At 52.2% G+C, this 13610-nt stretch carries 11 protein-coding genes and 1 riboswitch; of the genes, 4 read left to right on the forward strand and 7 right to left on the reverse strand.

Annotation, left to right across the window (positions count from 1 at the left end; translation table 11 throughout):
- Positions 1–100: 100 nt before the first annotated feature.
- From NH461_RS09345 to NH461_RS09360, 4 genes are all read right to left on the reverse strand, one after another.
- On the reverse strand, positions 101–739 hold the full coding sequence (locus tag NH461_RS09345; protein ID WP_261600098.1) for a beta-phosphoglucomutase family hydrolase: 639 nt from the start codon (positions 737–739) through the stop codon (positions 101–103).
- Positions 740–890: 151 nt separating this feature from the next.
- Entirely contained in the window at positions 891–1697 is an 807-nt protein-coding gene (locus NH461_RS09350) for a transporter substrate-binding domain-containing protein (RefSeq protein WP_261600099.1), read from the reverse strand.
- Between the two features lie 211 nt (positions 1698–1908).
- A complete protein-coding gene (locus tag NH461_RS09355) occupies positions 1909–3051 on the reverse strand; it encodes a J domain-containing protein (protein ID WP_261600100.1) in 1143 nt (380 codons plus the stop codon).
- A gap of 310 nt (positions 3052–3361) precedes the next feature.
- On the reverse strand, positions 3362–3937 hold the full coding sequence (locus NH461_RS09360; protein WP_261600101.1) for a helix-turn-helix transcriptional regulator: 576 nt from the start codon (positions 3935–3937) through the stop codon (positions 3362–3364).
- Positions 3938–4859: 922 nt separating this feature from the next.
- A riboswitch (glycine riboswitch) is annotated at positions 4860–4976 on the forward strand.
- 93 nt (positions 4977–5069) lie between these two features.
- Here NH461_RS09360 and NH461_RS09365 point away from each other — a divergent pair.
- Positions 5070–6446 carry an alanine/glycine:cation symporter family protein gene (locus tag NH461_RS09365; protein WP_261600102.1) on the forward strand — a complete coding sequence of 459 codons (1377 nt, stop codon included), beginning with the start codon at positions 5070–5072 and terminating at the stop codon, positions 6444–6446.
- Positions 6447–6592: 146 nt separating this feature from the next.
- Here NH461_RS09365 and NH461_RS09370 read toward each other — a convergent pair whose 3' ends face one another.
- Positions 6593–7006 carry a nuclear transport factor 2 family protein gene (locus NH461_RS09370; protein ID WP_261600103.1) on the reverse strand — a complete coding sequence of 138 codons (414 nt, stop codon included), beginning with the start codon at positions 7004–7006 and terminating at the stop codon, positions 6593–6595.
- Positions 7007–7164: 158 nt separating this feature from the next.
- Complete coding sequence (locus NH461_RS09375) at positions 7165–7821, reverse strand: HAD family hydrolase (RefSeq protein WP_261600104.1); 657 nt, start codon at positions 7819–7821, stop codon at positions 7165–7167.
- Between the two features lie 385 nt (positions 7822–8206).
- Here NH461_RS09375 and NH461_RS09380 point away from each other — a divergent pair, with 385 nt between their 5' ends.
- Complete coding sequence (locus NH461_RS09380) at positions 8207–8512, forward strand: high-potential iron-sulfur protein (RefSeq protein WP_261600105.1); 306 nt, start codon at positions 8207–8209, stop codon at positions 8510–8512.
- A 165-nt stretch (positions 8513–8677) separates the two neighbouring features.
- Here the strand turns inward: NH461_RS09380 and yegD are convergent, their stop codons facing one another.
- Positions 8678–10030 (reverse strand): molecular chaperone, encoded by a 1353-nt coding sequence (gene yegD / locus NH461_RS09385; RefSeq protein WP_261600106.1) that lies wholly within the window; start codon positions 10028–10030, stop codon positions 8678–8680.
- Positions 10031–10392: 362 nt separating this feature from the next.
- Between yegD and NH461_RS09390 the strand changes: the two genes are divergently transcribed.
- Both NH461_RS09390 and NH461_RS09395 read left to right on the forward strand, forming a co-directional pair.
- The gene (locus tag NH461_RS09390) at positions 10393–12543 is read left to right on the forward strand and encodes an adenosylcobalamin-dependent ribonucleoside-diphosphate reductase (protein ID WP_261600107.1); all 2151 of its coding nucleotides are present in this window, start codon (positions 10393–10395) and stop codon (positions 12541–12543) included.
- A 16-nt stretch (positions 12544–12559) separates the two neighbouring features.
- Complete coding sequence (locus NH461_RS09395) at positions 12560–13279, forward strand: NrdJb (protein WP_261600108.1); 720 nt, start codon at positions 12560–12562, stop codon at positions 13277–13279.
- The last annotated feature ends 331 nt before the right edge of the window (positions 13280–13610 follow it).

Consider the following 13610-nt stretch of genomic DNA (forward strand, 5'->3'; position numbering starts at 1 on the left):
TTATGATCAGTTTGTACCATCGGTGCAACAGATTGAGGGATGTAAAACAAGCGTTTGCGGGGATTATCATCACTTCACCTCCCCGCAGGTTCAACCGGACTCACCCCACGATTTCAGGCAAGCCCGAAACCGAATCTACCCGACCGCCGGCATGGTACAGTTCCCCCAACGCCCCTTCAACAATCATCATGCAATCCATCCCGGCAGCCAGCGCGGCACGCTTCCCCAACTCAGTATCTTCAAAAACCACACAGTCCCGCGGCGCCAGACCGAGACGCTCGGCCGCCTGGAGAAAGGTATCCGGGTGGGGTTTGTGATTATCGACATCATCGGCGGTCACCAGTGCATCCAGCAGAGGCAAAATTGCGGTTTCTTCCAGCAACGGCGCCGCATACTTATGACGGCTGCCGGTGCCCACCGCAATTTTCTTCTCGGTTCGCAAACGTTGAAGCAACTGAAACGTTTCCGGGATCACTTCGCCCCGATTGGGCAATGCGGCAAAAAATTCGCCCTTGGTGTCTGCCAGACGGTGAATATCAAAGTTTTGTGCATAGCGACGGTTAATCGCCTGCGCAGTCTTCAGGGTTGGCAGTCCGCCCAGGCTGTAAAACCAGTCTTCATCGAACGGGATTTCAAATAATTCACAGGTTTGTTTCCAGGCATAGACGTGGGCAGGCATTGAATCGATCAACGTGCCGTCCATATCAAAAATCAATCCTTTATAAGCTGAAAAATCCATATCACTCCTTGCGATAGCATCACTCCAGATCCGGTGGCTCGAAGCCCTCCCCGATCAACCTATCAATCCACCATGTCATTTTTATTGCGTCAATTCAACGCCAAAGGTGGACAATTTTTCACCGCCAATATCGCCCACCCCTGCCGTGAGCTTAAGGAATATCCAGACTCACCATGCCCCACTTCCTAGCTACGCGGTCAAAAAAACCCTGTGTCTTTTTCAGCTCAATCCAGTGATTGACATAATTGATCCAAACCTGATCTTCTTTCGGCAGCAGCATGGCGACCGGGGTTGGCCGTCGCATGCCCTTTACCTTGGCCACCGCCAGTTGCGGAAAGCGGTTCGTCAGCGTCGCCGCTTCAATATTGGAAATCACAATCGCCGTGGCTTTATCCGCCAATAATTGCTGGTAATCTCGCAACGGCGGTTGAATCACATCGTGCCGGGCTTCCGGGAACAACTCCTTGGCCAGACTCTCCTGGGTGGTCCCTTCCCGGGAAGTAATGGTGATCAAATGACTGTTAAAATCCCCCCAGGCGCTAAAGCGACGAAAATGTTTTTTCTGGATCACCGGGACATAAGCCAGATAAAAATACGGCTGGCTGTAACCGGCGACCCTGGCCCGTTTCATGTTCAGTGTCGCACTCCCGGTCATGTCATACTTACTGGTGATCACCCCGCTGACCAACGCCTTCCAGTCCGTAGCTACATATTCCACCGTTACGCCCAGATCTTTGGCCAGCTCCGTGGTGATATCAATATCAAAACCTTTGTAGAAGTTGGTGGCCGGATCACGCATCGTCATCGGCGCCCAGTCACCGGTTGTTCCAACGCGTAGCACACCCCGATCGATGATTTGTTGCAAACGGCTGGCCGCGGCAAGTGATGGCTGGGATAAAATAAGCAGAAGGAGTAAACCGGCAAAGAGAACAGGATTCGGGGCGTACAACGCTCTCATAAAACTTCTCCGCAAAGATAGCTGAAAACACAAGCGCATACGTTTAAAGATAGCAGTCTTTTGACGCCACATTTCACAAATAAATAACATTCCTGATCAGAGCCGGGCCACCAGCGCCGACTCCCGGGCTTCCAGGCACGCCGTTACAAATGACCCCAGCGGGAAGCGGTGACCATGACAGGTCAACCATCGCCCCCCATCCCCCGTCTGGTTAGCGGCAACGCTGCTGCAATTGCTGATAAGCTTCGACAAAGCCCTGGTTGGGAAAGTATTCATTGTTGATGAGTAAGCTTTGGCTGTCTGCCCAGTTGGTCGCAAATGAGCCATTGCCGTAAGGGATGTTATACACCTGGAAGTGCCGATCATGTCGCTCAAAAATCAGATTGGCGGCCAGGCGCCCGGCACGAAGGTGACTATTGCGATAATACTGGAAATCTCCGTCACACCCTTTGACGATATAGGATCCCTTGTCACTCCGGACCCGGATATAAGGCTGGGGAAGGTTCTCATATTGCTGAAGGTCCCAATGCCCCACCAGATTAATCAGCCGGATGCGCGGCGCAGGCGGGCGGGTGACCGGCTCCACCGGCACGGGCATGGCATCCTGTGTCGGACTAGCCGGCATCGCATCATCAGGGTTGTAATTCAGAATGGTCATTTTGATTTCCGGCGGTGGCGGCGGCTCATCAAACATCGCCATCAACGATACCCACGGCGCCTTACCCGCAGCAATCAATCCGGCCACCACAACCAGCGGCATCGCCATCAGCGCCGAACGACGCAGGTTAACCCGCCCCAAAGACTTAAGTTGATTCAGCACCGCAGGCGACACCTGACTCAGTGGGTTCAGCGTTCCGGCCTCCGCCTTACGGTTCGTTTTGCGCTCCGGTTCAAACCGGGTGACGGTGCGGGTCGATTCACTGAGTTTTCTGCGCGCTTCATCCAGTTGTTTGGTCAGACGGATATTTTCCCGACGGAGCAACTTGAGATCTTCTTCACAGGCTGCCGCAACACGTTCCAGATCTTCGGTCGCTTTCTGTTGCCGCTTCTCGCGCTGTAACTGGAGGGTCAAATCGTCATTGATCCGCTGCAGGGCTTCCACTTCCCGCTCAAGCTGGCGACACTGCGCCTGATACCGCTCACTCGAAGCCCCTTTCACGGCGATCGTTCGCACAGCTTCTTCATGTCCTTTGCCCTGGCTGATCTTATCGTAAGCCTGAACCAGCAATTGCATCATGGCCTTCGAACCGCCTTTGTCCGGATGCAGGCGACTGGAAAGGAGTTTATAACGCCGCTTGAGCTCGTCTGCCGGCGTATGCCGGTCTGTCCCTAAAATATCGTGAAAGGTTGTCATTTTATTCTTATACCGTTAACCCTTTGCGCATCTGCCACGACCATTCAGCTCATCCACATCACTGAAGACAATATCACTGAAAAATATGTCACCGAAAACTATGCTACTGAAGATGATACGACGGAGGACTGTGCAGCTGAATGCGGCGCATTCCTTCTTGGTATGCTTTCAAGTGTATATCATGAATAAACAAGGTCACAGGCAACTTCGCGACACGGACAAATTGTCCTGTCCGGGTTATCGGCAAGAAAGGCAATTCTTTAAGGAAAATGAGGTGCGCTCAGGACTGAACGCACATCGTCGACGCAAACTAGGTGTTGAGATTATGTTTGCGCATTCTGAACTCTCCGGGTGAACATCCCATATGCTTTTTAAACACCCGGGAGAAATAGGACACATCCTTGAATCCGGCAGAATTGGCAATCTGAGAAATTTTTTCCCGATCGGAGCTCAGCAGCCCGCACGCCAAGTCCAACCGTTTTTTGATAATGTACTGCTTCAGCGTCACCCCCATGATGCTATGAAATAACCGGGAGAAATAGGTTGGCGAATAGTGACAGGCGTTCGCCAGATCCTCCTCGCGCAACGGTGCGCTGATGTTTTCATCGATAATTTTCAGTGCCGGTCGAATCGACAATTCCCGGTGTTCAAAGCCGCTGTCCGCTTCATTTTCCACCTGATGGGTGTGCAATCGGCTGAAACACTCATCCAACTCCTGTCGTGTCGCGTTCGCGGGCAACACATCCTCTCCACCGGCCCTCAGCACATTCAATGCCAGATTAGCATCCAGGCTATGGTACACCACCACAACTTTCGCCTGAGGAAAGCGACTTTTCACCGAACGCAGCAACTCAAACCCTTCTGAGCTTGAATCAACGACCTCCAAAAAAATCAATTCCTGGCCTGTCATGGTCGACAGTAATTCAAAAGGCGAAACATCAACAACATTGTGTGATTGCTTTAAGTTTTCTCTGGCTTCTGCCGTCTTATCGTGATGACTACAACTGACCCAAATCACAAATTCACCTTACTACCAGTCGGATTAGTACATACAGCTTTTGGCTAAGCTGTGGTGAAACACTCCTTGTTGATGAAGTAAATAAGCATTTATAGGAATTGTTGTTTCAGTCGTCAAAAAATTGACCACCTGTGAATAATTAACGCTCAGAAACTTAAATAAATCCAGCAGGACGATACTGTTTCAAATTTAAGCAATAACTCTGAAATTTTCTGCTACCCCAGTGTGTTCAGGAACTTAGATCCGGAGAGACAAGTTTTCATTCGACTTTGAATATCGAATAGGAATTAAAAACGGCCAGATTATTCCCAATTGGTCTATAGATTCCCTATTCGTCACTGTCTAGAAAATAGTATAGAAAACCATAAAAAAATAATAGTTCAGTACGAATTGCTATGAATTACTTAATTCGTATGATTTTTTCGTCACTTGTTGTCGTGCCAACTTTTACAGACCGAATGTGCTCTGAATCAAAGCGGTCAAAATATCACCCAACAGTGATGGTATTTTGCTCGACGATCTCGCCGAACTTGCAAGATTTTATCTCGCCTTGTGATTTTTATGCAGACAATCACATTTTTATCCATTAGTATAGCCAGCGCAAAATGAGTTCCGATGAAGACAGCAGGAGAGTGGCACGCGACTGACCCATCCGGTTCAGGACCCGCCCGCCGAAGAAGTAAGTACGTTATCCCCTGGATTTTTCTGATGAAAACCAGCCGGCGATAAGGTGTAAATCTTTCAGGCACCCGCATTTCTATGCATAGATATACGGGTATGGACTGTTGTTGGAGGAGCCTCTGGAGAGATCCGTTCGATCGGACGCCGAAGGAGCAAACTTGCCGACTCGCTGAATCCTTCAGCCACGGCAGGTGAAACTCTCAGGCAAAAGGACAGAGGAGATAAGATCAACAGCTCAGAAATTTTAACGTACCAACTTTCTGGAACACCCTTTTCCTGTTGTTCTTCATCTCTTCCTTTGATGTTTAAGGGGAGAATTATGAATCCAATCTACCACTTTCTTGAAACTGTCGATAACTTCATCTGGGGACCTCCCCTGCTGATCCTGTTAGTCGGCACCGGCTGTTACCTCACGCTACGTCTTGGCTTTATTCAACTGCGCCACCTGCCGCTGGCCCTGCGCCACCTGTTCTCTGGCAATGGCAACACTCGGGGTGAAGGGGATGTGTCCAGCTTTGCCGCCTTGTGTACTGCCCTGTCCGCCACCATCGGCACCGGGAATATCGTCGGTGTGGCCACCGCCATAAAACTGGGAGGGCCGGGTGCCCTGTTCTGGATGTGGCTGGCTGCCCTGTTCGGTATGGCGACCAAATACGCAGAATGTCTGCTTGCAGTAAAGTACCGCGAAGTGGATGCGAATGGCCAGATGATCGGCGGCCCGATGTACTACCTGGAAAAAGGGGTCGGCAGCAAATGGCTGGCAAAACTGTTTGCCGTATTTGCACTGGGTGTCGCCTGCTTCGGGATCGGCACGTTCCCGCAAACCAATGCCATCCTCGATGCGGCCTACCTGTCATTTGAAGTACCGCGCGAACTGGGGGCCATCCTGCTGACGCTGCTGGTTGCTACCGTTACGCTCGGTGGGATCCAGTCTATCGCCAAAGTCGCCAGTAAAGTCGTTCCCCTGATGGCCGGCCTCTATATCATCGCCTGTATTACCGTGCTGACAGCTCAGTCTGAAGCCTTGCCAGCAGCCATTGCGCTGGTGATCCAGTCCGCCTTTACCGGCCATGCCGCGGCCGGCGGCTTCGTCGGCGCCGGGATTATGCTCGCAATTCAGTCCGGGATTGCCCGCGGGGTGTTTTCGAATGAGTCCGGTCTGGGAAGTGCGCCGATGGCCGCCGCAGCCGCCAAAACAGATTCCTGCGTTCAACAGGGCCTGGTATCGATGACCGGGACTTTCTTTGACACCATCATTATCTGTACCATGACCGGCCTGACCCTGGTTGTGACCGGTGCCTGGCAAGGGGAACACGCCGGGGCGGCCATGACCACCTTTGCGTTTGCCAGCGGGCTGGACTCTGCGTACTGGGGGCCAATGATGGTATCCGTCGGACTGATGTTCTTCGCGTTTACCACCATTCTGGGCTGGAACTACTACGGCGAACGCTGTGTCACCTATCTGTTCGGGGTGAAAGCCATTTTGCCTTACAAGTTGTTTTTCCTGGTGTTGATTGGCGGAGGTGCTTTCCTGCAACTGGATATGATTTGGCTGATTGCCGATATTGTGAACGGGCTGATGGCGATCCCGAACCTGATCGGTCTGATCCTGCTGCGAGAAGTGGTGATTGGGGAAACCCGGCAGTATTTCGAGGCGCTTAAATTAACCCGAGCCGCCAAGATCCAGACCGCCTAAGCATCTGACCGCTGAGTCAACCGGCAGCTTAATCGGCCCGGCGCTGTTCAACCTAGCCAATGGCCCCAAACGATATGCGGCGCAGTCTCTACTGCGCCGCATTTTTTCATGGCAACCCTACTCTTTCATTACAACCTTACTTGAGTTTATTCGAGATAACGGGTCAGCTGCTGGTACAGATCAAAGCTACTGTCTTCCATGCGGCACGTGGTGATCAGGTTATCCTGACGCTGAAAATACACCATCCCGGTCATCTCAACCTGTTGCTTGCGCGCCGGGATCTTGGCCCAGCCGCCATTATAAATTGCACTGCACTGATAGAGGGCAACAGTCCGATCACCTTCATTGACGATATCCCGCACCGTGAATTTCACATCCCGGAACCGTTGACCCCAGATATCCAGGTACCCCAGATACTCCTGATGACTGACCGTCCTCACTCGCCCGCCGGGCAAATGAAAACTGAACGGATCGGCAGCATATTCTGACAACAACCGGCCATCAGACCGTTGCCAGATATCCGAAAACCAGCGAATTACCCACTCGTTACTCTTATTCATGCGCGGCACCACTCCAACATCATTTTTTGCGCTTCCTAAAGGAAGACTAGACAAAAAAGTACCGAATTGCAGCGAAACCGCGCCGAGAGATCAGACAATGGACCCGATTGCGTTCTCTTATCCAATTCTTTCAGAAACGCAACCTGTCCGAAAACACATTACTGCAAGGCCAGTTGAGAAAATGCCGCTTTAAAGTGCACCATGTTCGGAATATGGTGGCGGTGTTGTTTCGCCTGCCCGACTTCGACAAAATCGTATCCCAGCTCCTGCGCAGCATGCTTGTTCCAGCTGCCGTTACCGAAAAATACCCGGCGGGCAAACGTCGCCCCGGAGTCCTGTTTGGCGCGAAATGCAGCCAGTGCCATGATTTCCGTGCGGCTGATCGCGTCAGATGAGGTGGTCAGGGTCATCCCGGCCAAGGCAATACCTGCCGCCCGCAGCTTCAACTCGGCCACAGCGGCCCAGTTTCCGGTCGCTACCGCCACATGGGTATTGTCCCGCTCCCGCATTTGCGCCACAAACGCCTCAGCGCCCTGCGCTGCTGTAAAGGCTGCTGGGTGGGCAGCCACATGCTCCCGCAGTAACGCGAGATAGCGGCTTTCAACCTGCCGGTGGATCAGCGACCGATTTGCCGCGACATGATGCCGTTGGATCACATCATCCAGAATCCCGGCATCGGTCACATTTTGATACTGAGGCCAGTCCGTATGGATCTGGATCCCGACAACATCTTCAATTGCCTGACAGAAACACTGAAGATCAGAATGGTCGGATTCAACCAAAACCCCATCAATATCAATCAGAAATAAGTTCATTTTCTTACCTTTGTAATTCTCGTCATTGGTGAGACGGACACATGATGCACTTGTAAATAAAATGTTTCAACTACGCAAACGTTACAATCTGAAAATTGTTTGCGCTGTATCAATCCTTTGTAGTCAACCACTTGAGCTTGAATATTCAATGACCACAATGTTTACAAAGTGTTAATTTTGCAACCGATATCCCCGTGAGTATCTTTACTCTCCTGGCGAATGATGCCCGCATATCAAGAACATCCCCAATGTCGCAAAATGAATGTGCCGCTCCCGGCTTATCCCTTCCACACTTATATGGACCTGAGCAAAGTCGCCCATAAGTTCGATATACCCTCAGCGAAGTCACTATCAATGCAATGTCGTGTTCTCAGAGGAAATCATCATGAAAAAAGATGCAAGTCGCAGGACGTTTTTAAAACTCAGTCTGGCAAGTGTGATCGGGATGACTTTGGGCGGGAAGGAGCTCATCAGCCCGGCTCAAGCGGCAGATCTTCCCCATCTGACGGCGGACGATCCGCAAGCCAAAGCGCTGCAGTACACCGATAACTCGCCTCATGAAGATAAGAAGTGCAGTGGGTGTGCCTTGCTTCAAGGGGAAGACGGCGCGGAATGGCGGCCTTGCCAGCTCTTTCCCGGCAAGGCCGTGTCGGTCAACGGTTGGTGCTCAGCCTGGGTCAAACGCCCTTAATACGACATCCGGCAAGCGAATTGCGCAAGCCCGCTCCTTCGGCGGGCTTGTGCCATTGACGCTTTCTGGTTTGGTTTCCGTCCAATTCGCAAACACACCTTCACCATATCGCGTTTAAGCCAAGCCGTGACTTATTAAACGCACCAGCATGAAACCCAACCGTGCTTAGGCAAAACAGCGTTCGGCCCAGCGGGCCAAACCCGCTGTCACCGAACCAAAATAGTTGCCACTGACCAAAGGCACACCCGGCAACAGCGATTCGATACTGGCACGCAACACCGGAGAGCGCGCCGTCCCGCCGGTCAAGTACACGACATCCGGCTTGGTGCTGCTCTGCTCGATCACTTCCGTCACCAACTGGCTGATCTTCACCCGCGGCGACTCAATCGCCTGCGCCATATCCTGTTGGGATACAGATGCCGTCAACAACGTCGACAATCCATCCAGCACCACCTGATTTGACATCTGCTCGGACAAGGCAATCTTGCATTCCTCAGCCTTCCGAACCAGTTGATAGCCCAAGGTTTCCTGATGTACCCGGAGCAAGTAGCGGAGTTTGTCCGGATCAGCCGCATCACGCAGCAGTTGCTCCAGCACCCGATAGTTCGCAGCACTGTAGAAATCCGTCTGCGCCGCAATATTGTTGATGGCAATCGGGTTCCAGAACTGACTCACCGGCAGATCAATGCCTTTCTGGTTCTGGCTGCCCAGGCCGAGCAACGGCATCAGTTGGCGAAACGCCAGATGAATATCCAGATCATTCCCCCCGACCCGCAAGCCGGTGTGGCCCAGCAGGCTGGCCTGACGGTCGATCTTACCGCACCAGTCCGGCCCCATCTGAATCATCGAACAGTCCGTGGTTCCCCCGCCGATATCGACCACCAGCACGGTTTTGTTGTCCGTCAGGGTACTTTCATAATCCAGCCCGGCCGCGACCGGCTCGAACTGGAACTCAATCTCACGAAACCCGGCGCGCTCGGCGGCCTGGCGTAAAATCCCTTCCGCCTGCCGGTTAGCCTGTTCACCGCCGGTACCCTGAAAATTGACCGGGCGGCCGATCACCGCATGCTCAATGGCTTGCTGCGTCGTCTGCTCCGCCTGAGTTTTAATGTTATGCATCATGGCACAGACCAGATCCTCGAAGAAACTGATCTGAACCGCTTGCAGGCCATTGGCGCCTAAAAACGACTTGGCCGATTTGACGTAATACACTTCTTCCGGATCATCGAGATACAGATCCAGGGCCGCCTGGCCGAACCGCATATCTCCCGGCTCGACATCAATCCCCTCTTCCCGGTTCATCGCAATGGAGCGACGCAACAACTGCTCGCCAACCGTCTCCCGGGGAGAAACGCCCATATGCCGATACAAATATTCACTCACCGCCTCGCGGCTCGGGGCACACAGCGTGGAAGGAATATAGTGGCTCCCGCCTTCCAGCGGTAATAACACTGGATTGCCTTCGGCCATCATGGCCACCGAACAATTCGCCGTCCCGTAATCAAACCCAATATACATCCTGATTTCTCCACGCTGAAAAAAGCTGGCCATCTTAGCGAAACTCCGGGAAATACTCAACGACTTGCAATACCTCCATTGTTGCGACACTCGAATGAAAAAATGTAACAAAAGCCTTCAATTCACGCTGTTTTTTATACAGTTTGTGTTGTTCTGAACCGTTATTTTTACAACGCGATGACAAGAGCGTTGAATGTTCTTGTCAAGACTTGAAGATCCAGATTGATAGTGGTTTGATCTGCCGCCTTGCCGCAATAAACCCCGAAAAAACCGGGCCGAAAGCGGATATAAAACCAGTTGTTATGAGCTGGTTTTATATCATTTGTGCTGGAACAGAAGACAAACATTAAGGTGCATTCATCATGGCGAAAACTCCAACGGCTTCAGCAGCCTCTCAGGCAATCGACATTGCTTACCAGCCGACATCAATGGAGATTTGGGACAGCAAATACCGTCTGAAATCCAAGCATGGCGAGGCGATTGATCAAACGCTCGATGACACATTCAAGCGTATCGCCCGTGCGCTAGCCGATTTGGAACATGACAAGGTCCAAGACCACTGGTACCAGGAATTTCTGTGGGCCCTGCGCAACGGTGCAATTCCGGCGGGACGGATCACCTCCAACGCCGGGGCTTTTGAGCATAAACCTGCGACGTCGACCATCAACTGTACTGTCTCCGGCACCATTGAAGACTCAATGGACGATATTCTGGGGAAAGTTCACGAAGCCGGGCTGACCCTGAAGGCCGGCTGCGGGATCGGCTATGATTTCTCGACCCTGCGCCCGCGCGGTGCCTTTGTCTCCGGAGCCGGCGCCTACACTTCAGGTCCGCTGTCCTTCATGGATATCTATGACAAGATGTGTTTTACCGTCTCGTCTGCCGGAGGCCGGCGCGGCGCACAAATGGGCACCATGGATATCCGCCACCCGGATGTGATCGACTTTATCCGCGCCAAACGTGAAAACGGCCGCCTGCGCCAGTTCAACCTGTCACTGCTAATCACCGAAGAATTCATCAACGCCGTCAAAACCGACAGCGAATGGCAGCTGATTTTCCCGATCACCGCGACCGAAGCCAAGCAAGATCAGTTGGATCCGCACACAGATACGTCGATCATCTGGGCGGACTGGCCGACCAAAACCAACCTGATTGAAGATGATCTGGGCCGCGTGGCCTGTAAAATCTACCGCACCTTGCCGGCCCGCAAGCTGTGGAACGTGATCATGAGTTCAACCTATGACTACGCCGAGCCGGGTTTTATCCTGATCGACAAAGTCAACCAGATGAACAACAACTGGTTCTGTGAAGACATTCGCGCCACCAACCCGTGCGGCGAGCAACCCCTGCCGCCTTATGGCGCCTGCCTGCTGGGTTCGGTCAACCTGACCAAGTTTGTCCGCGACCCGTTTACCGACAAGGCGCGTTTTGACTGGGACAGCTACCGCCGGGTGGTTGCCATCTTTACCCGCATGCTGGATAACGTGGTCGAAATCAACCAGCTGCCGCTGGAAAAACAGCGTCATGAAATCCAGCACAAGCGCCGTCACGGCATGGGCTTTTTGGGTCTGGGCTCAACCCTGACCATGCTCAAGCACCAGTACGGCAGTGCGGCATCCGTGGCATTCACCGAGCAGGTTGCCCAGCAAATGGCTGTCACCGGCTGGAAAGAAGCCCTCAGCCTGGCCAAAGAAAAAGGCGCAGCACCGATCATGGCGGAAGAATTTGAGATCACCGCGAAAATGATGCGTCTTCGCCCGGAAATGGCTGAATACGGTATTCAGGTCGGCGACAAAGTGCAAGGCAAGGTACTGCACGCCCGATACAGCCGCTACATGCAGCAAGTCGCGGCCATTGAGCCAGAGCTGGTTGCCGAGCTGGAAAAACACGGCGCCCGCTTTACCCACCACAGCTCGATTGCGCCGACCGGCACCATTTCGCTGTCGCTGGCCAATAACGCCAGTAACGGCATCGAGCCAAGTTTTGCCCACCACTACACCCGCAACGTGATTGTCAGCGGCAAGAAATCGAAAGAAAGTGTCGATGTATACAGCTATGAGCTGCTGGCCTACCGTGCGTTGATCAATGATCAGGCAATGCCATACAGCCAGGAACCAGAAGCCCAACTGCCGGACTATTTCATCACCGCCGATGATATTACACCGGCACAACATGTGGCTGTTCAGGCGGCCGCCCAGCGCTGGATCGACTCGTCCATCTCCAAAACGGCCAACGTCCCGACCGACTTCCCGTTCGAGACGTTTAAGGACATCTATATGGATGCCTACGATCAGGGCCTGAAAGGCTGCACGACGTTCCGCTTTAACCCGGAAGTCTTCCAGGGTGTGCTGGTCAAAGAGCAGGATCTGGAGAACACCACCTATGTGTTCACGCTGGAAGACGGCTCGACCCTGGAAGCCAAAGGCAACGAGACCATCGAGTACGATGGCGAAACACACACCGCGGCCAACCTCTATGATGCGCTCAAAGAAGGCTACTACGGCAAATTTTAAGTAAGGTTACAACATCATGGTCAAGAAGATTGACAGCAAAATTGTCGGGTTCAAAGTCAAAACCCCGGCCGACGATAGCACCGCAGCAGCAACCGCGGCGCCGCAACCAGCCGCCACACCGGATGTGGTCCACATGCATGAAGATATGCCGCGCCCGGAAAAACTGCTGGGCTCGACTTATAAGCTGAAAACGCCGGAGCATATCTCTGAGCATTCCCTGTTCATCACCATTAACGATGTGGTGCTGAATGAAGGCACGGAGCATGAAATCCGCCGTCCGTTTGAAGTGTTCATCAACTCCAAAAGCCTGGAGCACTACCAGTGGATTGTGGCATTGACGCGCATTATGTCTGCCGTGTTCCGCAAAGGCGGCGACTGTACCTTCCTGGTGGAAGAGTTGCGCTCCGTGTTCGATCCGAAAGGCGGATACTGGAACAAAGGCAAGTATGTCCCGTCTCTGATTGCCGAAATCGGCAACGTGATTGAGCAGCACCTGACCGAAATCGGCATGCTGGCCAAACCGGAGCCGGATGTACACCAACAGACATTCCTTGAAGCCAAAAAGCAGGAATTGGCCACCGATACTGACTCTGCCGAGGCCGAAAAAGCGGAAGAAGCCAACAACAGTAGTTTTCCGCCGAGTGCAACATTGTGCTACAAATGCCACAACAAGGCCGTGATCATCAAAGACGGTTGCCAGACTTGCCTCAATTGTGGCGATTCTAAGTGCGGCTAATCCGTTAAGTCTCTGATATTTATCTGGTGATTGAGCCATATAGACTCAATCACCAGAAAAATTTTCTCATTCAAATCCAACTGATGATTCTTGCGCGACAGTATTTCACCATCAGATAAACGGTTCAAAATTAATATTTAATTTATCAACATCTGTTCTTGAATCTAATTTCACTCATTTCCCCGATTCAATATTCAAAACTCAATAAAAAATACCTATCCTGTTGCTTTGTCATTAAATTGTAATAATTAATGCTCATATCTTTCTTTAGAATCACCATAGTAACCCGAAACGAAAATCAATTTCGATTTCGCTTATGGGTGTATTGCCC

This window comes from Photobacterium sp. TY1-4 (assembly GCF_025398175.1).
In the GTDB taxonomy this organism is placed as follows: Bacteria; Pseudomonadota; Gammaproteobacteria; order Enterobacterales; family Vibrionaceae; genus Photobacterium.

Bases quoted from the DNA above. Each gene is read 5' to 3' on its own strand.
- NH461_RS09380 (WP_261600105.1), top strand. From the start codon at position 8,207: ATGAAAAAAGATGCAAGTCGCAGGACGTTTTTAAAACTCAGTCTGGCA.
- NH461_RS09395 (WP_261600108.1), top strand. From the start codon at position 12,560: ATGGTCAAGAAGATTGACAGCAAAATTGTCGGGTTCAAAGTCAAAACC.
- NH461_RS09375 (WP_261600104.1), bottom strand. From the start codon at position 7,821: ATGAACTTATTTCTGATTGATATTGATGGGGTTTTGGTTGAATCCGAC.
- NH461_RS09345 (WP_261600098.1), bottom strand. From the start codon at position 739: ATGGATTTTTCAGCTTATAAAGGATTGATTTTTGATATGGACGGCACG.
- NH461_RS09370 (WP_261600103.1), bottom strand. From the start codon at position 7,006: ATGAATAAGAGTAACGAGTGGGTAATTCGCTGGTTTTCGGATATCTGG.
- NH461_RS09350 (WP_261600099.1), bottom strand. From the start codon at position 1,697: ATGAGAGCGTTGTACGCCCCGAATCCTGTTCTCTTTGCCGGTTTACTC.
- NH461_RS09365 (WP_261600102.1), top strand. From the start codon at position 5,070: ATGAATCCAATCTACCACTTTCTTGAAACTGTCGATAACTTCATCTGG.
- yegD (WP_261600106.1), bottom strand. From the start codon at position 10,030: ATGTATATTGGGTTTGATTACGGGACGGCGAATTGTTCGGTGGCCATG.
- NH461_RS09355 (WP_261600100.1), bottom strand. From the start codon at position 3,051: ATGACAACCTTTCACGATATTTTAGGGACAGACCGGCATACGCCGGCA.
- NH461_RS09390 (WP_261600107.1), top strand. From the start codon at position 10,393: ATGGCGAAAACTCCAACGGCTTCAGCAGCCTCTCAGGCAATCGACATT.